The organism is Trebonia kvetii, assembly GCF_007827045.1.
Lineage (GTDB): Bacteria > Actinomycetota > Actinomycetes > Streptosporangiales > Streptosporangiaceae > Trebonia > Trebonia kvetii.
Map to the genome: position 1 here is coordinate 1,094,531 of NZ_RPFW01000001.1, position 17,249 is coordinate 1,111,779.

Consider the following 17,249-nt stretch of genomic DNA (forward strand, 5'->3'; position numbering starts at 1 on the left):
CTGGCAGGTCAGTCGCTGTCGGCGTGCTGGCACTTGCCCTTGGCCGGGTGGCGGCTGGCCGCGCCGATCGCGGGGGCGAGGGTCAGCCAGAGCCCGATCGTGACCACCATCGACGTCAGGTACCCGAACGGCTGGATGCCGACGTCGGCGGCGACGATCCCGGCGAAGATCATCAGGAGCCAGGCGCTGACGAAGAACAGCGGCCCGGCACTGAGCAGCCTGAAGAATGCACCCATCGCTCAACCCTCCCAGGTTCCCGCTGAGCGGCCGAATTCCTGCGGTTCCAGGCCGTCCTCGGTACCGCCCATGTCCAGCCGGAACGGCGGGTACTTGTCGGTCATCAGGCCGGCGTAAGCGGCCACCCGGAGTACCCACCGGTTCATGCCGAGCACGAAGTCGTAGACGCTGCCTGGATAGCTCCCGGTGAACAAGAGAATGACTCCGGCGATCACCGCGAGCACGCTGACCAGTCCGCCGAAGTGGTACGCGGCCCACCCGGTGCCGCCGATGAAGAGGGCCACCACCAGGTAGTGCGGTATGGCGAGCAGCCACCACTTGACCAGCACCAACCCGCGGGACAGCCGCTCCGGGTACTGGACGTCGAAGTGCGCCGGGTAGCCAGGGTCGTCCTCAAGCGTGAATGGCGGATACTGGTCGGTCGCGAACGCGCCGATCGCGTAGTACTGCACGCGCCACGTCCAGCGCAGCACGCCCACGTTGAAGTCGAAGATGCCTCTCGGGTAGCGGCCCGTCACCAGGATGGCGGCTCCCGCGACCACGCTGAGCACGATGAATGCCAGCCACAGGAACATCAGCACGACGTAATGCGGCAGCACCAGGATCCATTTGACAAGCCAGAGCCAGCGGGACAACGGCTGGTCTAGCCGCGCGTTCACCCGTGCCGGGTACATTGCCGCGCTCATTCTGCTCACCTCCGCGGTGCTCGTAGTCCTCAGTTCCAGCAGACCGCTGCGCTGGCCGGCGGTAAAGGCGCGAATGACCCGGAACGAGTGGGCATTGGTCCCGACTGGGAAGGACGCTGGGCGACCCGCCGCTTCCGTGGCGGTGGGCGCGTCAGTGGATGGCGGTGCCGAACAGGCGCCCGACGCCGTAGGTGAAGGCCAGGCCGAGCGCCCCGCCCACGACCACGCGCAGGACGGCGCGGCGGACGTCGCTGCCGCCGAGTCGCGCGCTCAGCGCACCGGTGCCGGCCAGAGCAATCAGCACCGCCACGTAAGCCACCAGGACCCGCCAGCGCGCCGGGGGCAGCATGATGGCCAGCATCGGCAGCAGGGCGCCGGAGACAAACGACAGCGCGGAAGCGGCCGCGGCCTGCATCGGATTAGGGATGGTGGCAGGGTCGATGTGCAGTTCGGCGTCCAGGTGGGCCGCCAGGGCGTTGCGGGAGGTCAGCTCGGCGGCGACCGTGCGGGCGGTTTCCGCGGACAGGCCCTTGGCCTCATACAGGGCGGTCAGCTCGGTCAACTCAGCTTCTGGCGTTGCGGCGAGTTCGCGTTTTTCCTGTGCGATCTGCGCGTGCTCGCTGTCACGCTGGCTGGACACCGAGACGTACTCCCCCAGCGCCATCGACACGGCCCCGCCGACCAGACCCGCCAGCCCGGCGGTGAAGATCGGGCCGCGGGAGGTGGTGGCCCCCGCTACTCCGATGACGATGCCCGCCACCGAGACGATGCCGTCGTTGGCGCCGAGCACCGCCGCGCGCAGCCAGTTCAGCCGTCCCGCCATGCCGGTGGTATGCGGCTCCCTTGGATGGGTCGCACGCCCGCCCTCGGCCGCCTCTACCTGAGCAGCGGAGGGCATGTCATCGTCAGCGCTCATGCCTCCCCAATCCCCAGGGATCTCTCTACCCAGATCCGGCATGGGCGGTTCCCGCCGCGGCCGTTTTCAGATGCTTCGCAGCCGGTTAACAGCGCCCCTGCCTGAACTTGGCGTCCTAACGTGGGGCCGTGGCCCGGAAAAATGACCGTCATGCCAGGTTTCTGCCGATTGCTATGGTGTTGCCGGTGGCGGCTGCGCTAACGGCGTGCAGTGCGGTCAGCCTACCAAGTCATCGTCAGCCGCAGCGCGCGAACGGGGCCACCTCGGCGAGCAGCAGTGCTGGCCGCAGCACGCCTGCGGGCGCCGGCCGCACGACCTCGGGCCGCACGACCTCGGGCCGCAGCCGCACGACGACGAGTAGCGGCAGCACGACCATCGTCCGCGTCGCCACGCCAGGGAACCCGCCGCTGCCCGCCCCGGCGGCACTGCGGCCATTCTCCGGAACGCCGGCTTACGCCGGCGAGGGATCGTGGCATCCGGCCGGGCGGCTCGTTGCCGGGAGGCCGGCCGTCTACGAGACGCTGCTTGTTCCCCCTGGCGGCACCCGGCGCGCCGGAATCGCCTGGATGGACACCAGTCTGCTGTCCGCCCGGCTGTATTCGGGGTCAATGTCACCGGGCGGCGGCCCGTACAAGTACACCGCGCCGGTCACGCGCGCGGCGGCCGCCTCGCTCGTCGCGGCGTTTAACGGCGGCTTCAAGATGGCCGATGCCCACGGCGGCTACTACACGGAAGGCCTGATGATCAGGCCGCTGGTGCGCGGGGACGCCTCGCTGGTGATCTACGCCAATGGGTCGATTACCGTCGGCGCGTGGGGCAGCGACGTCACCATGACGCCGACGGTGGTGGCCGTCAGGCAGAATCTGTATCCGCTTGTCGTCCACGGCAAGCCCACCGCGCGCGCCTTCACGCGCACCTGGCATGTGTGGGGCGGGACCTGCCCCTGCGGTGCCGGAGAGCATGGCACCAGGTATCAGTGGCGGTCCGGGGTGGGCGTCACCGCCGATGGCGCCCTCGTCTACGTGGTCGGCAAGCATCTCACTCCGCCGCAGGTCGCGGAGCTCCTCGTGCGGGCCGGAGTGGTGCGCGGGATGGAACTCGACATCAACCCGAGCTGGCCGGTGTTCGCCACCTTCAAGCCGGCCACCCCGGACGGTCTGGCCGCGCCTTACAACGGAGCTAAGCTGACCGACACCTCGCGCGGGCCGAAGACGTTCTTCGATCCGGCCTACGCCCGCGACTTCATCACGATGTCCGCCCGGCCGGCCCGCGGTAGCCGCTGAGTCAGGCGCTTGGCGTGAGAACCAGGTAACCGTCCACGCGGCTGAGCATGTCCGATTCGGGGTCGGGCGGGAGCGCGTGGCCAAGGTTTCCCGCACGGACCTCGCCGATCCACTGGTCGTGCTGGTACTCGTGATTGACCAGTGCGGCCACCAGGTGAGTCGCGACGATGGCCAGCTGGCCGGGGGCACCCACGCGCCCGGCGGCGATATCGCCGATGCGGGCATGGACGCGCTCCGCGACGGCGGCACGGAAGTCGGTAAGCCGCCGGACGGTGGGCAGCGTGCCGCGGAACTTCTCTGGCCGTGCCGAGTCCATCAGCGCATCCAGTTCCGGGTCGGGGCTGGGCTCGGCCGCGGTGAGGTTGCGGATCATGAAGTGGGCGACGTGCGCCTGGTGGCCGAGGTGCCAGCCGATGGCACTGGAGTTCTCGTGCGGGCGCCAGATCACCTCATCCGGTGTGAGGTCTTTCCACAGTTCGTCGGTGTAGGCGCGGGCACGGTCGTACTCCCGAAGCAGTGCTTGCAGCTCGCCCATGTGGCCACCTTACGGGCGGTGATGCGCGCGCGGTCCAGGCTCCGTTTACGGCGGCGGATGCTGGGAGACCCGTACGCGGTAGGCCACCGGCGGCGACTCGGCGGCCTCCCGGATGCCGGGACTGCGCGTGACAGCGGCCGCGTACCAGCGGCCGTAGCGCTGCGCACCCCAGGGTGCGGTTACCCCGTGCAGCACGACGCTCAGGCCCACCGTCAGCATCACGACCGGGACGATCAGGTGCTGTTCGGGCAGTCCGCTGCTGACCACCAGGTCGGCGAACACGATGGAGGCAAGCCCGCGCGGGCCGAACCAGCCGATGTACGTCACGGTTCGCCCGGCAAGTCCCGAGCCGAGCAGCGAGACCGCGACCGGGATCATCCTGATCACGGTCAGGCTCAGCAGCGCGTAGCCGGCCGTCGCCCAGGTCACGTGGTCCAGTTCGGGGGCCAGGAACAGGGCGCCGAACAGCACGAAGCTCACCGAGACCCCGAGGCTGGCGAGCTCTTCCGGTGTCTGCTGAGCTTCGGCCAGGCTGCCGCGGGAAACCAGGCCGGCTGCCAGCCCGGCCGCCCATGCGGCGATGAAGCCGCTGCCCTCGATGAGGTCAGCGAGGGCGAACGACAGCACCGCCATGGCCAGCAGTGCCACCGACTGCCAGTGCGGTCGTGACCAGCCCCTGCCCGTCGACCAGCGCAGCAGTAGCGTGCCGCCCCAGCCCACCGCCGCGCCGATCGCGCCGGATGCCACCAGCCCCCGCAGCAGCACCTGCAAGACATGGCCGCCGCCGACCGCGTTCTCCTCCTCGAGCGCCAGTGCCAGGAAGATGGTGACGAACGGCAGCGCGAGACCGTCGTTGAGGCCGCCCTCGACGTTGAGCGCATGCCGGATCAGCAGCGGAACCCGCTCGTTGCTGATGACCGGCAGACCGAGCGCGGAGTCGGTCGGCGCCAGGACAGCGGCGAGCAGCGCCGCACCCCAGACCCCGGCAGCGGGGAACAGCGCCCAGCCCACGGCCCAGCCGGCTGCAATGGTCAGCGGCAGCCCCGCTCCCAGCAGCCGGGCAGGCAGCGGCGCCTCGACCGCCCACCCGGCCGCGTTGACCCCCATGGCATCGGTGAACAGCACGATCACCAAGGTCAGCTCCAGGAAGGCGGTCGCCCCGTGACCCGCATGGGAGGAGGTGATCAGCCCGGTGACCTGCCCGCTGGCCAGCAGGCCGACCGCGGTGAACAGCATTGCGCCGCTGACGGGCGTCGGCCTGAGCCGCCGCTCCACCGTCGCATAGGCAAGCAGCGCCACCGCCACGACCGCTATCGCATCGTCCATACCAGCCCTCTCGCTGGTTAGCTCCTTTCCCGTTTCCCTTCAGCACCATGCGGGAGGTGACCGGGCCGGACGATGCCGTGCTCGTAGGCGTAGACGGCGACCTGCACCCGGTCCCTGAGCCCGAGTTTGGCGAGGATGCGGGCAATGTGGCTCTTGATGGTGGTCTCGCTGAGGTAGACCCTGGCGGCGATCTCGGCGTTGGACAGACCTTCGGCCACGAGCCGCACGACGCCGAGTTCCCGCTCGCTGAGGCCCCCGGCGCCGGCGGCCGAGGTGCCGGGGGCGGGGCCACTGCAGAAGTCCTCGATTAGCCGTCTGGTGACAGCCGGCGCGAGCAGGGTTTCGCCCGCCGCCACCGCACGCACGCCGCCGGTCAGCTGGTCCCGGCTGGCGTCCTTGAGCAAGAAGCCACTCGCGCCTGCCTTGAGTGCGTGGTAGACGTACTCGTCCAGGTTGAAGGTGGTCAGCATCAGGATGCGTGCCCGGGACCCGGCGCGGACGAGCCGGGTGGTTGCCTCGATGCCGTTCATCCTGGGCATGCGGACGTCCATCAAGATCACGTCGGGATCTAGCAGGCGTGCCTGGTCAAGCGCCTGGCTGCCGTCGGCGGCCTCCCCCGCGACAGCCAGGTCAGGCTCGGCTTCAAGCAGCATCCGCAGGCCCTCGCGGACGAGGTCCTGATCGTCGGCGATCAGGACGCTGATCACGACACTCTCGCAGGCTGAAGGCCGCCGCCGAGCGGCAGCCGGGCGCGCACGGTGAACCCGCCGCCCGGCCGCGGCCCGGCGGCCAGCTCACCGCCGAACACCGCGGCCCGCTCGCGCATCCCGGCCAGCCCGTGCCCGCCAGCCGAGATCTTGGTGCCGGGCTCAGTGGTTCCGTCGTCGGTGACCTCGACCGTGACGGTGTCCCCTGCACACTCGATGGTCACATCGGCGCTGGCCGGGCCCGCGTGCTTGAGGACGTTGGTCAGCGACTCCTGGACGATCCGGTAAACCGACACGTCCACCGCCGCGGGCAGCGCGGCCGGGTCGCCGTCGATGACCAGGTTCACCGGCAGGCCGGCGGCCCGGACACTCGCGGCAAGCGCGTCCAGCTCGCCGATGCCCGGCTGCGGCGCGAGGCCGGCCTCCTCGTCCGGGTCGCGCAGCACGCCAAGCAGGCGGCGGGTCTCCGCCAGCGCCTGCCGCGCGCTGTTCTCGATCTTCTCCAGGGTCGCCTCCGCCGGCTTTCCCGACGCCCGGGCGCCGGCTGCCTGGAGCACGACCACGCTGAGGTGATGGGCGACGATGTCGTGCAGTTCCCTGGCGATCCGGGTCCGCTCAACCGCCGCGGCGTGCTCGGCCTGGTGCTGCAGCGCCAGGCTCCGCGCGGCAAGCGAGACGGACCGCCGATGGGCGTGGACGAACACGCCAGCCAGCCAGAAAGCCAGGAGCTGCAGGAACGACAGCACCACGCCCGATGAGCCGCTGTGCGATGGATAGGCGAGCCCCGCCTCGCCCGCGTGATTGATCAGGGCCAGGACCGGGGTGGCGACTACCAGCCCGGTAACCGCGTGGCGCAGGCTGGCATGCGCGCCCAGCGAGTAGGCGGCGGTAAACAGCACGAACATGAACGCCACGCCGCGCAGCGAATTGCCGGCGAGCAAGAAAAGCAGCGCGATGCCAGCCCAGGTAGCCAGCCAGGTCAGCAGCGGCGCGCGGCGGCGGAGCACCAGCGGCGCGCCCACGAGCAACGGCAGCGGCAGCAGCAGCCACGAGGGCCCGGCGATCGCCTCGCTGCCGATCAGGCGGGGTGAGCCCCACGTGGCGATGGCGATCAGCCCGGCCCCGGCGATCCCCATCCCGGCATCCACGATCATGCCCGGGTCACGGCCCGCCAAGCGCCCAACTGCCTGCATGCAACCGAAGGTATCCCCTGACCAGCCCCTGTGCATCATCCCTGCGGCGACGCGGATTCATCCTCGCGGATGAACCGCTTCGTTCGCGCGGCCGCAGACAGCCGGGCGGCGATCCCGGGACAGTGGGCGGCGGCACATCGGATTTGCGCATGGGAGGAGACCTGATGAACGTCGTCGAGGCCAGTGGCCTGGGCAAGCGCTATGGCCGTACCTGGGCGCTGCGCGACTGCACGCTGGAGATCCCCGCCGGGCGCGTGGCGGCGCTTGTCGGGCCGAACGGGGCCGGCAAGACCACGCTGCTCAACCTGGCGGTCGGCCTGACCGCGCCGTCGACGGGCGCGGTCACCGTACTGAGCGGCCGCTGGGCGGGGTCGTCGGCCGCGCTTGACGGGATCGCGTTCGTGGCCCAGGACACGCCGTTGTACAAGGGCCTGACGGTCGCGGACATGATCTACCTGACCCGCAACCTGAACCGGCGCTTCGACCAGGCCTACGCCAGGGCCCGGCTTGACGAGCTCGGCATCCCGGTGAAGCGGCGGGCGGGCAAGCTGTCCGGCGGCCAGCAGGCGCAGCTGGCGCTGACCCTGGCGCTGGCCCGCCGGCCGCGGCTGCTGGTGCTCGACGAGCCGGTGGCGGCGCTCGACCCGGTCGCCCGGCACGACTTCATGGCCACGGTGCGCGCGGCGGCGGACGCCGACGGGGTGTCGGTGCTGCTGTCCTCGCACGTGCTCACCGAACTGGAGCGGGTGGCCGGCTACCTGGTGCTGATGTCAGGCGGCCAGGTGCGGCTGGCCGGCGAGGTCGATGACCTGCTCGGCACGCACGGCAAGGCGAGCCTCGAGGAACTCGCCCTGCACTTCCTGCGCGAGACCCAGACACCGGAGGTGACGCGATGACCACGCGGACCATGCCCGCCCGCCCGGACGAGGACGAGGCCGCCCCGCGGCCGCTGCCGTGGCGGCGGATGGCCGGGGTCACCTGGCGGCAGCACCGGATCGCGCTGGCCGGCGTGACCGTGCTGCTGGGCGTGCTCGCGGTGTGGCTGTGGATCGCCGGCACGCGCGTGCACGACACCTACGCCGCCGCGGCCGCCTGCCACCCGGTGAGCTCGCCCGGCTGCCAGGACCTCGGCAACACGTTCAACGGCACGTGGGACGTGATGGGGTACGCGGCCATCTTCCTCCAGCTGCTGCCCGCGCTGATCGGGGCGTTCGCCGGGGCACCGGTGCTGGCACGGGAGCTGGAAACCGGCACCTTCCGGTTCGCCTGGACCCAGGGGTTCGCCCGCTGGCGCTGGGCGCTCGCCAAGCTGGTGCTGCTCGCGGTCGCGCTGGCCGCCGCGGCCGCCGCGTTCAGCGTGCTGTTGTCCTGGTGCTACCTGCCCTACCTCGGTACCGGCAACCAGGACCTGGGGCTCTACGGGAACTCCGCGCTGGTGACCGTGTTCACCCTGCGCGAGGTCACGCTCCCCGCCTGGACGCTGGCCGTCTTCGCGACCGGTGCCCTGGCCGGCATGCTCATCCGCCGGGTCGTGCCCGCCATTGTCGCCGCGCTGGCTGTCTACGCCGGGCTCGCCATCGCGGCCGCGGCACTGCTGCGCGAGCGCTACCTGGCACCGCTGATCACCAGCGGCGACTCCGATGTGCCCGGCAGCGCGTGGATCATCAGCCAGCGGTGGACCAAGGACGGCAGGTTCGCCTTCGCCGGCAACCCCCCGGCCAGCCTGCTCGACAAGTACTGCACTTTCGCTCAGTCTTCAGCGGGGAAGGGCGGTGGCCTCAGCGGCGGCGGCCCCGCTTCCGCTGGAAACCCGTTCGCGCAGTGCCTCGCCCCGCACGGCTACACGCTGTGGACCAGCTACCAGCCGGCCAGCCGGTTCTGGCCGTTCCAGTGGATCGAGGGCGGCTGGCTGCTCGCGCTGTCGGCACTGCTCATCGCGGCGACCATCTGGCTAGTCCACCGCCGCGCCCTCGGCGTAGTTTCCGGCTGACCAGGCCCGCGACCTGGCCTGGTCCAGGTCCGGGTCTACACTGCAGTCCTTGGTGCGCGGCGAGCGTTTAGCTGTTCCTGCTGCTGTTCGCCAGCACGTATGTCGTCATGGCCACGATGTCGGCCAGCAACTTCGACGGGCGGCTGACGCACACCGACGGGCTGTACTTCGCCGTCACCGTGTTCTCGACGGTCGGGTTCGGCGACATCACGGCCAAGACCGAGGCGGCGCGGCTCGTGGTCACCGGGCAGATGGTCGCCGATCTCGTCATCCTCGGGCTCGCGCTCAAGATCGTCAGTGGCGCGGTCAGCCGTCGCCGGCAATCGGGAGACGCCGACGGCGCACAGCCCGACCAGCAGATCCGCCGCTAACCGCCGCACCGGATCTCACGCTCGCGGCCGCCGGCGCGTCTACCGGTCATGAGCACTCGGATAGCGGAAGTGAACCGGCGGCGCTGGCTGCTGCTCGGTGTCCTGCTTACCGCGCCGTTCATGGCGCAGGCGGATGTCACGATCGTGAACGTGGCCACGCCGTCCATTCACGCCGACCTGGGCGCGTCCGGAGCTGCGCTGCAGCTGGTGGTCGGCGGCTACCTGATCGCGCTGGCGATGCTGCTGATCACCGGCGCCCGGCTTGGACAGGCATTCGGCTACCGGCGGGTCTTCGTGGCCGGGGTGTCGCTGTTCACCCTGGCATCGCTGGCCTGCGGTCTTGCCATGGACCCGGTCGTGCTGATCACGGCCAGGGTGCTACAGGGCGCGGCGGCCGGCGTGATGTTTCCGCAGACGCTGACCGGCATCCAGCTGCACTTTTCCGGCGCCGAACGGGTGCGGGCGATCTCCAGGTACGCACTGGCGCTGTCCGCGGGCGCGGTAAGCGGCCAGGTCCTCGGCGGCCTGCTTGTCTCGGCGAACCTGGCAGGCCTGGGCTGGCGGCCGGTCTTCCTAATCAACGTTCCGGTGGGCGTGGCCGCGGTGGCCGGCGCGCTGCGCTACTTGCCGGCCGACAGCCGCGGGCAGTCCAGGCTCGACCTGGTCGGCGTGGCGCTGCTCTCGGTCACGGTGCTGCTCATCGTGGTTCCGCTGACGGTGGGCAACTCGGCCGGCTGGCCGGCCTGGGCCTGGGCGTCGCTGGCCGCGAGCCTGCCCGCCGCCGCGGCGTTCATCGCGGCAGAAAGACTGGTCGCCGGCCGAGGCGGCACCCCGCTGCTTGACGTGGAACTGGTCCGCGTTCCCGTGGTTCGCTGGAGCCTGGTAGCCCTGACGACCGCCAGCGGCACCTACTACGTGCTGCTCTTCACCGTGGCCCAGTACCTGCAAGCCGGACTCGGCCGCGGTCCGGCGCTGTCCGGCCTCATGCTTGTCCCTTGGGTAGCCGCGTTCGGCCTCGCCGGGCAAATGGTCAGGCGGCTGCCCGCCAGCCGCCAGCCGCCGGCTGCCTGCCGCCGGCTGCCTGCTACTCGCCGCCGCCTACGCGGCGATCTGCGGCGCCCTGTTCGCGGGAGTGCGCGGCGACGCGCTGCTCGCGCCGCTGTTCGCGGTCGGCGGCCTCGGGCTCGGCATCAACTTCGCCGCGCTGACCGGGCGATTGACCGGTGCGGTTTCCGCCAGGCACGCGCCCGATATCAGCGGTGTCAGCGCGACCCTGATGTCGATCGGCGGTTCGATCGGCGTCGCAGCCCTCGGCTCGCTCTACCTGGCGCTTGCGCGCACCGGAACCCCGGCCGTGCACCACGTGGCCACCGCCGTCCACGCGTTCGGCGTCACCACCGCAGTGCTTGCCGGAATCGGCGTGCTTGCCGCCCTGGCCGCCTGGCGGGCCGCACGGCCGACCAGCGCCCAGGCCGCCGAGCCGGCTCCGGCCCTAGCCGGAGCCGGGTACTGAAGGCGATCGTCCAGCAACGGTGAGCAGCGCGCCCGCTGCCGCCGCGGCGGCGATGACGAGGAAGGCGGCCGTGAAGCCGGCGTAGCCGCGCGACTGCGCGAGTACGAGGGTGAGCACGGCAAGCGTTACCCCGCCGGCCAGGTACTGCGCGGTGGTCAGCAACGCGCCGGCCGTCCCCTGGTGCTCGCCCGGCACGCCACTGGTGCCGACGGTGAACGTGGCCGTGTAGATCATGCCGTGGCCGAATCCGCTGAGCAGCAGGCCGGGGAGCAGGCCGACCGGGTAGAAGCCGTCGTGCAGCAGCGCCGCGATCCACAACAGCCCGGCCAGGGCGAACACGAATCCCGCGGTGAGCACCGTGCCGGGGCACCGCCGCCGGGCGGCGCGCGCGGCGGCCACGCTGCCGACGGTCACCATGGCGGCGAGCGGCAGGAACGCAAGCCCCGCCCGCAGCGGGGTGTAGTGCCTGACGGTCTGCAGCAGCAGGGTGAGCAGATAGAACTCGGAGCCGACGCTCGCCATGTACAGGGCGGCCGCCGCGGCGCCCGTGCGCAGCGACCCGATGCCGCGCAAGGAGGGCTCGATGAGGGCGTTGCGCGAGGTCATCTCGTTGCGGACGAAGCACGCCGACAGGACGAGCGCGGTCGCGAGGCAGGCGAGCGCCGGGACGGATACCCAGCCGTCGCTGCCGCCGAGGGTGAGTGCCAGGGCGAGCGTGACGACGCTGCCGGTGCCGAGGACAGCCGCGAGCAAAGGGATGGGGCGTGGCGGCGCGGTGGAACGCTCCACCGTTCTGGACCATCCTCCTGCGGCCGCCACGCACGCGAGCGCTGGCGGCACGTTGACAAGCAGCGTCAGGCGCCAGGAGGCCGTGGCGAGCAGGCCGCCGAGCAGCGCGCCCGCGGCCAGCCCGGCCGCGCCGACCGCCGCCCAGACGGCAAGCGCCCTGGTTCGCTGCCGTCCCGCGGGAAACGTCGTGCCGATCAGCCCGAGCACCGCGGGCTGCAGCAGCGCCGCGCCAAGACCCTCCGCCGCCCGCGCGGCCAGCAGCACGACCGCGTCTCCCGCCGCCGCCCCGCCGCGCTCGCGACGCAGAAGAGCGTCATGGCAACGACGAACATGCGCACCGGCCCGAGCCGGTCGGCCAGGCGGCCGCCGACCACCAGGAACCCGGCGAAGCACACGGCATACGAGCTGACCACCCACTGACTCAGGCCGGCCGGCATGTGCAGGGCCGTGGCGATGCTCGGCAGCGCCAGGTACACGATCGAGTAGTCAAGCGCGATCAGGAACTGCGCGACCGACACCACCGCGAGGGCAGCCGCCCCGCGTCCGGCCCGCTCCCCCGGCGCGCCAGGCAGCGCCCGGGTCAGCCCATGGATGGTCATGGCCTCATGATGAAACACTGACATTAGTGTGAGGGAAAGAGCGGCGGCCGGGTGCCGTGAGGGGAGCCTCGATGCGTATCGGAGAGCTGTCGCGGCAGACCGGCGTGCCGGTACGCCTGCTGCGCTACTACGAGGATCAGGGGCTGCTCAGGCCCGATCGGTCGGCCAACGGATACCGCGCCTACGAGCCAGCCGACGTGCCGCGGGTCACCCAGATCCGCGGGCTGATCGACGCCGGGGTGCCGACCGCCATCATCAGGGACATCCTGCCCTGCCTCGATGATCCCGGCACCATCGTGCTCACCGACCCCGCTCCTGGTGTCATCGCCGCTCTCGAACAGCATCGCCTGATGATCGACGCGCGTATCCAGTGCCTCAGCAGGAACAGGGACGCGATCAGCCGCTACCTGCGGGCGATCGACTCCCGGGAGCTGGCCGGATGACCCGCCCCTCTTTAATTAATGGATTTTAGTGTTAGAGTGCTGTCATGACCACGCGAGATCTCGCCTCGGTGAGCAGCCTTGAGGATCCGGTACGCCGGCGGCTGTATGACGTGGTGATCTCGCGGCCGGAGGCGGTGAGCCGGGACGAGGCGGCAGCCCTGGCGGGCATCGGCCGACCGCTCGCCGCCTACCACCTGGACAAGCTGGTCGAGTCCGGGCTGCTGACCGTGACCTACCAGCGGCTCGGCGGGCGGAGCGGACCAGGCGCCGGGCGTCCCGCCAAGCTGTATGCCAAGTCGGATCGCGAGTTCGCGGTCTCCGTGCCGCCGCGCGACTACGAGCTCGCCGCCCAGATACTGGTGCAGGCGGTCGCGGAAGACCCGGGCGGAGCCAGCCGCGCCGCGCTGCGGCACGCCGCGCACCGGCTTGGGACTCAGCTCGCGGAGCGCGGGCGGCCCGGCGAAGCACGCGACCTGCCGCACGTCCTGGCCGCTCACGGGTACGCGCCTGTCGTGCAGGACACCGACGGCGGCGCCGTCATCCGGCTGCGCAACTGTCCCTTCCACCATCTGGCGCAGCGGCATCGCGAGCTCGTCTGCGGCATGAACCGGTCGCTGATCTGCGGGATGGTCGACGGCCTGCGCCTGCCTGACTGGCAGCCAGTTCTCGACCCGCGGCCAGGGCACTGCTGCGTGGCCGTCGAAGAACACCAGCCATCCACCGAGGAGCCCACGACATGAATCACGCGCTGGGCGTCGTGCTCGAGGCCGAGCACTCGTGCATGACGCTGCGCGGCGCGCTCGCCCATGGGTCGAAGACCGTTACCTCTGCGCTGCTCGGCACGCTCCGTTCCGACCCGCGGTCACGGGCCGACTTCTTCGCGCTGGCCGGGGTACCTAGCTGACCACTCACTTCGAAGGGACTATCAGACAATGGCCGCCAATGAAGCGCTTGTTATCGCCGGTGCGAGCCTGGCCGGCGCCAGGGCCGCGGAGACGCTCCGCGGCGAGGGATTCGACGGGCCGGTCGTGCTGTTCGGCGAGGAGAACGAACGGCCATACGAACGCCCGCCGCTGTCCAAGGACTACCTGATGGGCAAGGCCGAACGCGACGCGATCTACGTCCATCCGGAGGACTGGTACCGCGAGCACGACGTCGACCTGCGGCTCGGCGCCGCGGTCACCGGCATCGACAGGGAACGGCACGAGGTCACGCTCGCCGACGGCAGCCGGGTCCGGTACGGCAAGCTGCTGCTGGCCACCGGCTCGTCGCCGCGCCGCCTGCAGGTGCCGGGAGCCGGCCTTGCGGGCGTGCACTACCTGCGCACGGTGGGCGACAGCGACCAGATCAGGCAGGCGTTCCAGGGCGCGGAACGCGTGGCGGTGATCGGCGCCGGGTGGATCGGTCTCGAGGCGGCCGCCGCGGCCCGCACCGCCGGCGCCGAAGTCGCCATCGTGGAGATGGCCAAACTGCCGCTGCTGCGGGTGCTCGGCCCCGAGGTGGCCGAGGTCTTCGCGGAACTGCACCGCGCCAACGGCGTCGACCTGCGCATGGGCGTCGGCGTCGACGACATCACTGGCACTGACGATCGCGCCACCGGCGTGCGCCTTTCCGACGGCAGCTATGTCCCGGCCGATGCCGTGGTGGTGGGAGTCGGCATCACGCCGAACACCCAGCTCGCCGAGGCGGCCGGTCTTGACGTCGGTAACGGCATCCTGACCGACGCCTCGCTGCGCACCTCGGACCCGGACATCTACGCCGCGGGCGACGTGGCGTGCGCCTACCACCCTCTGCTGAAGTCCAGCATCAGGGTCGAGCACTGGGCCAACGCGCGGCACCAGCCGGTCATCGCGGCCAAGGCCATGCTCGGCCAGCAGGCCGTCTACGACCGGCTGCCGTACTTCTACACCGACCAGTACGACCTCGGCATGGAGTACTCCGGCTACGTGGAGCCCGGCGGCTACGACGAGGTGGTGTTCCGCGGCGACAAGCAGCGGCGCGAGTTCGTCGCGTTCTGGCTCAGCGAAGGGCGCGTGCTGGCCGGCATGAACGTCAACGTCTGGGACGTCAACGACGCGGTCCAGGCGCTGATCAGGCGCGGCGGCACCGTAGACACCGCCAAGCTGGCCAACCCGGACATTCCGCTCGAGGAGACCGGCCGCTAGGAGATCGGGCTCCCCTTCCATTGATGACGGCCACGGAAGGGGAGATCATCGATCCATTGATCCCATCCGCGGAGAACAGGAGCGCGCAACAAGCCACACACCCCGCATACTCAGGAGGCCCGCCTCATGAAACTCGCTCTCTACCTGCCGAACTTCCGCGACCACGTAACCGTCAAGGAACTCGAAGACCTCACCAGCCTCGCCGAGGAGCTCGACTTCGACTCCGTCTGGACGCTCGACCGGATCGTCGTGCCGGAAATCTCCGATAGCCAGGGGCTCCAGTACTCGTTCGGCATGATCGCCGAATTCCCGAAGGCGCTGCCGGTGTCCTCCCGCGGCCAGTGGTACCAGGGCTGGCCGCTGATCCCGTGGCTCGCCGCGAAGACGAGCAAGGTGCGGATCGGCATGAGCATCTGCGACACGCCGTACCGCTCGCCGGGCGTGCTCGCCGCGGAGCTCGCCACGGTGGACCACCTCTCCGGCGGCCGGCTCAACGTGGGCATCGGCTCCGGCTGGATGCCCGAGGAGTTCGCGGCGGCCAGTGCCTCGCACATCTTCCCCAAGCGGCACACGCACGTGCGCGAGACGATCGAGATCATGCAGGGCATCTGGACGAACGAGCTGTTCGAGTACCACGGCGAGTTCGCGGACTTCGACCGGTGCGGTTTCGGGTGGAAGCCGGTGCAGCACCCGCACCCGCCGATCTTCTTCAGCGGGCTGAAGGATCCGGCTCGCTCGGCACGCCGGATCTCCAAGTACGGGCTGTCGGGCTGGATCGGCATCCAGGATTCGCCCGAGGAACTCCAGCAGTGGCGCGGCGCCATCAAGGAAGAGCTCGAAAAGCTGGAAAGCTCGCGCTCGATCGACGATCTCGAGATCTGCAGCATGATCTGGTTCGTGATCACGGACACAGAGACCGATCAGGCGCCGATGGGCAAGGGCAGCAACCTGCTGGCGGGAACCGCCGCGCAGATCACCGACAAGCTCAAGCGCTACAAGGAGGCCGGGCTGACGATGCCGCTGCTGTGGCCGCCGTTCCAGGACGTGCCCGTCGCCAAGACCCTCGACGATCTCAAGCGGCTGAAGGAAGAGATCATGCCGAAGGTCGAGGCTGCGTAACGGCACTGGCTAGGCAGGCAGTGCGTGACCGGGGCGGACGACGTTCGCCAGCGGCTGGCCGGCCGCGAACCGGGTCAGCTGCGCGGCGATCAGCCGGTCCGCCCTGGGCGTGAACGCCGAACTCGCGCCGCCGACGTGCGGCGAGATCAGCACTCCTGGCGCGTGCCACAGCGGGTGGCCGACGGGCAGCGGCTCGGGGTCCGTCACGTCGAGCGCGGCAGTGATCCGCCTGGCCGACAGCTCGGCGAGCAGGGCCGCGGTGTCCACCAGCTTGCCGCGCGCCACGTTGACCAGCAGTGCGCCGTCCGGCAGCAGGCCGAGCTCGCGCGCGCCGAACATGCCCTCGGTCTGCGGCGTGTGCGGTGCGACCACGAAGACGACGTCCGCCTCCGGTAGCAGACCGTGCAGGTCGCCGACCGGGTGAACCAGCGGCGGTCCGCTCCGGCCGCGCCCGGACACCCGGGTGACCGAGGCGACCTCGAAGCCCTGCAGGCGGGCCTCGATGGCCGCCCCGATGCGCCCGTAACCCACGATCAGCACCCGCTGGTCGGCGAGGGCCCTGCCGGGCCGCTGGCCCCAGGTGCCGGTGACTTGATCGCGGGCGAACCAGTCCAGGTGCCGGCCGCTCGCCAGGGCCAGGGCTACCGCCAGCTCCGCGGTGCTTGTGTCATGCAGCCCGGCCGCGTTGCACAGCGTCACCTGGTCGGGCAGCAGCGGCAGCACGTCCTCGTAGCCCGCCGTGAGCGTCTGCACGACCTCGAGCCGCGGCATCTGCCCGACCTTATCAAGGACGGAGGTGCCCTTCATGTAGGGCAGCACGTAGAAGGCGACCTCGTCGGCGGTAGCGGGGAAGTCGTCTCCGTCGGCCCGGTAGAAGTCGAGATCAAGACCGTCGGGGATGCCCCCGAGCCGACCTTCCGCTTCGGCACGGCTAGCGTAAGGAACCCAGGCCACTGGCACGGTGCGCCCTCCTTCTAGTCAGTCGTTCATGCTAGTGGCGGCATCCGGGACGCTCATGCGCCGGCCCTGTTCCAGCAGGCCGGCGAGGTCCTGCGCGCCGAGTGAGCTGAGGGCAGCTTCCGTCGCCCGTTCGACATCGGCTCTTTCCTGAGCCGGGAGCGGCGTCCCAGCTCCCTCACGGACCGATTCCGCGGCGCCAAGCAGAATGGCGGCCCTGCGCGGTTGCCGCCTGGCGGCGGCTACACAGGCCAGCCCCTCAAGCGCGAGAGCGACGGTGGCTCCGTCCGGCTGGTCCCGCGCAAGCAGCAGGCTCTCCCGGTGGCAGGCTTCCGCCGCGTCCAGGTCACCGCGGAGTTCCTCCACGTAACCCAGGGACGCCAGCGTGCTGGCCAGCATCGGCGTCCGCGCCGTTTCCCG

The 17,249-nt window shown here is 70.7% G+C and carries 22 protein-coding genes; 10 read left to right on the forward strand and 12 right to left on the reverse strand.

Annotated features, from left to right (window positions below; genetic code table 11):
- Nucleotides 1-8: 8 nt before the first annotated feature.
- The 4 genes from EAS64_RS04910 to EAS64_RS43335 form a co-directional block, all read right to left on the reverse strand.
- Complete coding sequence (locus tag EAS64_RS04910; RefSeq protein ID WP_145851465.1) at nucleotides 9-236, reverse strand: hypothetical protein; 228 nt, start codon at nucleotides 234-236, stop codon at nucleotides 9-11.
- Between the two features lie 3 nt (nucleotides 237-239).
- Nucleotides 240-923 (reverse strand): DUF4389 domain-containing protein, encoded by a 684-nt coding sequence (locus EAS64_RS04915; RefSeq protein WP_145851466.1) that lies wholly within the window; start codon nucleotides 921-923, stop codon nucleotides 240-242.
- 151 nt (nucleotides 924-1,074) lie between these two features.
- Nucleotides 1,075-1,839 carry a VIT1/CCC1 transporter family protein gene (locus EAS64_RS04920; RefSeq protein ID WP_145851467.1) on the reverse strand — a complete coding sequence of 255 codons (765 nt, stop codon included), beginning with the start codon at nucleotides 1,837-1,839 and terminating at the stop codon, nucleotides 1,075-1,077.
- Nucleotides 1,840-2,074: 235 nt separating this feature from the next.
- Entirely contained in the window at nucleotides 2,075-2,230 is a 156-nt protein-coding gene (locus tag EAS64_RS43335) for a hypothetical protein (RefSeq protein ID WP_187365695.1), read from the reverse strand.
- Nucleotides 2,231-2,405: 175 nt separating this feature from the next.
- Here EAS64_RS43335 and EAS64_RS43340 point away from each other — a divergent pair, with 175 nt between their 5' ends.
- Nucleotides 2,406-3,122, forward strand: coding sequence for a phosphodiester glycosidase family protein (locus tag EAS64_RS43340; protein WP_187365696.1), 717 nt, complete (start codon nucleotides 2,406-2,408; stop codon nucleotides 3,120-3,122).
- Between the two features lies 1 nt (nucleotide 3,123).
- On the opposite strand, the gene EAS64_RS04930 is transcribed toward EAS64_RS43340, so the two are convergent.
- Genes EAS64_RS04930 through EAS64_RS04945 form a run of 4 tightly spaced genes read right to left on the reverse strand, consistent with a single transcriptional unit; the run spans nucleotide 3,124 to nucleotide 6,883 of the window.
- Entirely contained in the window at nucleotides 3,124-3,657 is a 534-nt protein-coding gene (locus EAS64_RS04930; protein WP_145851469.1) for a DinB family protein, read from the reverse strand.
- 45 nt (nucleotides 3,658-3,702) lie between these two features.
- Nucleotides 3,703-4,983 (reverse strand): cation:proton antiporter, encoded by a 1,281-nt coding sequence (locus tag EAS64_RS04935; RefSeq protein WP_145851470.1) that lies wholly within the window; start codon nucleotides 4,981-4,983, stop codon nucleotides 3,703-3,705.
- 17 nt (nucleotides 4,984-5,000) lie between these two features.
- On the reverse strand, nucleotides 5,001-5,690 hold the full coding sequence (locus EAS64_RS04940) for a response regulator (protein ID WP_222848998.1): 690 nt from the start codon (nucleotides 5,688-5,690) through the stop codon (nucleotides 5,001-5,003).
- Nucleotides 5,687-6,883 carry a sensor histidine kinase gene (locus EAS64_RS04945; RefSeq protein ID WP_187365697.1) on the reverse strand — a complete coding sequence of 399 codons (1,197 nt, stop codon included), beginning with the start codon at nucleotides 6,881-6,883 and terminating at the stop codon, nucleotides 5,687-5,689. The genes EAS64_RS04940 and EAS64_RS04945 overlap by 4 nt, the downstream gene beginning before the upstream one ends.
- Before the next feature lie 164 nt (nucleotides 6,884-7,047).
- On the opposite strand from EAS64_RS04945, the gene EAS64_RS04950 reads away from it, so the two are divergent.
- The 4 genes from EAS64_RS04950 (at nucleotide 7,048) to EAS64_RS04965 (ending at nucleotide 10,780) form a co-directional block, all read left to right on the forward strand.
- Nucleotides 7,048-7,779, forward strand: a complete 732-nt coding sequence (locus EAS64_RS04950; RefSeq protein ID WP_145851472.1) for an ABC transporter ATP-binding protein — start codon at nucleotides 7,048-7,050, stop codon at nucleotides 7,777-7,779.
- The gene (locus EAS64_RS04955) at nucleotides 7,776-8,873 is read left to right on the forward strand and encodes an ABC-2 membrane transporter-related protein (protein ID WP_145851473.1); all 1,098 of its coding nucleotides are present in this window, start codon (nucleotides 7,776-7,778) and stop codon (nucleotides 8,871-8,873) included. The genes EAS64_RS04950 and EAS64_RS04955 overlap by 4 nt, the downstream gene beginning before the upstream one ends.
- Before the next feature lie 83 nt (nucleotides 8,874-8,956).
- Nucleotides 8,957-9,244, forward strand: a complete 288-nt coding sequence (locus tag EAS64_RS04960; protein ID WP_281283217.1) for a potassium channel family protein — start codon at nucleotides 8,957-8,959, stop codon at nucleotides 9,242-9,244.
- Nucleotides 9,245-9,292: 48 nt separating this feature from the next.
- The gene (locus tag EAS64_RS04965; RefSeq protein WP_145851475.1) at nucleotides 9,293-10,780 is read left to right on the forward strand and encodes an MFS transporter; all 1,488 of its coding nucleotides are present in this window, start codon (nucleotides 9,293-9,295) and stop codon (nucleotides 10,778-10,780) included.
- On the opposite strand, the gene EAS64_RS43345 is transcribed toward EAS64_RS04965, so the two are convergent.
- Complete coding sequence (locus EAS64_RS43345; protein WP_281283189.1) at nucleotides 10,737-11,810, reverse strand: MFS transporter; 1,074 nt, start codon at nucleotides 11,808-11,810, stop codon at nucleotides 10,737-10,739. The genes EAS64_RS04965 and EAS64_RS43345 overlap by 44 nt on opposite strands.
- On the reverse strand, nucleotides 11,741-12,145 hold the full coding sequence (locus EAS64_RS46655) for an MFS transporter (protein ID WP_281283190.1): 405 nt from the start codon (nucleotides 12,143-12,145) through the stop codon (nucleotides 11,741-11,743). The genes EAS64_RS43345 and EAS64_RS46655 overlap by 70 nt, the downstream gene beginning before the upstream one ends.
- A 71-nt stretch (nucleotides 12,146-12,216) precedes the next feature.
- Between EAS64_RS46655 and EAS64_RS04980 the strand changes: the two genes are divergently transcribed.
- From EAS64_RS04980 to EAS64_RS05000, 5 genes are all read left to right on the forward strand, one after another.
- Nucleotides 12,217-12,588: a MerR family transcriptional regulator gene (locus tag EAS64_RS04980; RefSeq protein ID WP_145851477.1), complete on the forward strand. Its 372-nt coding sequence runs from the start codon at nucleotides 12,217-12,219 to the stop codon at nucleotides 12,586-12,588.
- Nucleotides 12,589-12,632: 44 nt separating this feature from the next.
- The gene (locus tag EAS64_RS04985) at nucleotides 12,633-13,328 is read left to right on the forward strand and encodes a helix-turn-helix transcriptional regulator (protein WP_145851478.1); all 696 of its coding nucleotides are present in this window, start codon (nucleotides 12,633-12,635) and stop codon (nucleotides 13,326-13,328) included.
- The gene (locus EAS64_RS04990; RefSeq protein WP_145851479.1) at nucleotides 13,325-13,492 is read left to right on the forward strand and encodes a GTP cyclohydrolase I; all 168 of its coding nucleotides are present in this window, start codon (nucleotides 13,325-13,327) and stop codon (nucleotides 13,490-13,492) included. The genes EAS64_RS04985 and EAS64_RS04990 overlap by 4 nt, the downstream gene beginning before the upstream one ends.
- A gap of 28 nt (nucleotides 13,493-13,520) precedes the next feature.
- On the forward strand, nucleotides 13,521-14,753 hold the full coding sequence (locus tag EAS64_RS04995; RefSeq protein ID WP_145851480.1) for an NAD(P)/FAD-dependent oxidoreductase: 1,233 nt from the start codon (nucleotides 13,521-13,523) through the stop codon (nucleotides 14,751-14,753).
- Nucleotides 14,754-14,879: 126 nt separating this feature from the next.
- Entirely contained in the window at nucleotides 14,880-15,872 is a 993-nt protein-coding gene (locus tag EAS64_RS05000) for an LLM class flavin-dependent oxidoreductase (protein WP_145851481.1), read from the forward strand.
- Between the two features lie 9 nt (nucleotides 15,873-15,881).
- Here EAS64_RS05000 and EAS64_RS05005 read toward each other — a convergent pair whose 3' ends face one another.
- Both EAS64_RS05005 and EAS64_RS05010 read right to left on the reverse strand, forming a co-directional pair.
- Nucleotides 15,882-16,826 (reverse strand): 2-hydroxyacid dehydrogenase, encoded by a 945-nt coding sequence (locus tag EAS64_RS05005; protein WP_145852357.1) that lies wholly within the window; start codon nucleotides 16,824-16,826, stop codon nucleotides 15,882-15,884.
- Between the two features lie 24 nt (nucleotides 16,827-16,850).
- The gene (locus EAS64_RS05010; RefSeq protein WP_145851482.1) at nucleotides 16,851-17,228 is read right to left on the reverse strand and encodes a hypothetical protein; all 378 of its coding nucleotides are present in this window, start codon (nucleotides 17,226-17,228) and stop codon (nucleotides 16,851-16,853) included.
- Between the last annotated feature and the right edge of the window lie 21 nt (nucleotides 17,229-17,249).

Coding starts and splice junctions, on each gene's coding strand:
- EAS64_RS04910 (WP_145851465.1), bottom strand. CDS start 236: ATGGGTGCATTCTTCAGGCTGCTCAGTGCCGGGCCGCTGTTCTTCGTC.
- EAS64_RS04915 (WP_145851466.1), bottom strand. CDS start 923: ATGAGCGCGGCAATGTACCCGGCACGGGTGAACGCGCGGCTAGACCAG.
- EAS64_RS04920 (WP_145851467.1), bottom strand. CDS start 1,839: ATGAGCGCTGACGATGACATGCCCTCCGCTGCTCAGGTAGAGGCGGCC.
- EAS64_RS43340 (WP_187365696.1), top strand. CDS start 2,406: ATGGACACCAGTCTGCTGTCCGCCCGGCTGTATTCGGGGTCAATGTCA.
- EAS64_RS04930 (WP_145851469.1), bottom strand. CDS start 3,657: ATGGGCGAGCTGCAAGCACTGCTTCGGGAGTACGACCGTGCCCGCGCC.
- EAS64_RS04935 (WP_145851470.1), bottom strand. CDS start 4,983: ATGGACGATGCGATAGCGGTCGTGGCGGTGGCGCTGCTTGCCTATGCG.
- EAS64_RS04945 (WP_187365697.1), bottom strand. CDS start 6,883: ATGCAGGCAGTTGGGCGCTTGGCGGGCCGTGACCCGGGCATGATCGTG.
- EAS64_RS04950 (WP_145851472.1), top strand. CDS start 7,048: ATGAACGTCGTCGAGGCCAGTGGCCTGGGCAAGCGCTATGGCCGTACC.
- EAS64_RS04955 (WP_145851473.1), top strand. CDS start 7,776: ATGACCACGCGGACCATGCCCGCCCGCCCGGACGAGGACGAGGCCGCC.
- EAS64_RS04965 (WP_145851475.1), top strand. CDS start 9,293: ATGAGCACTCGGATAGCGGAAGTGAACCGGCGGCGCTGGCTGCTGCTC.
- EAS64_RS46655 (WP_281283190.1), bottom strand. CDS start 12,145: ATGACCATCCATGGGCTGACCCGGGCGCTGCCTGGCGCGCCGGGGGAG.
- EAS64_RS04980 (WP_145851477.1), top strand. CDS start 12,217: ATGCGTATCGGAGAGCTGTCGCGGCAGACCGGCGTGCCGGTACGCCTG.
- EAS64_RS04985 (WP_145851478.1), top strand. CDS start 12,633: ATGACCACGCGAGATCTCGCCTCGGTGAGCAGCCTTGAGGATCCGGTA.
- EAS64_RS04990 (WP_145851479.1), top strand. CDS start 13,325: ATGAATCACGCGCTGGGCGTCGTGCTCGAGGCCGAGCACTCGTGCATG.
- EAS64_RS04995 (WP_145851480.1), top strand. CDS start 13,521: ATGGCCGCCAATGAAGCGCTTGTTATCGCCGGTGCGAGCCTGGCCGGC.
- EAS64_RS05000 (WP_145851481.1), top strand. CDS start 14,880: ATGAAACTCGCTCTCTACCTGCCGAACTTCCGCGACCACGTAACCGTC.
- EAS64_RS05010 (WP_145851482.1), bottom strand. CDS start 17,228: ATGCTGGCCAGCACGCTGGCGTCCCTGGGTTACGTGGAGGAACTCCGC.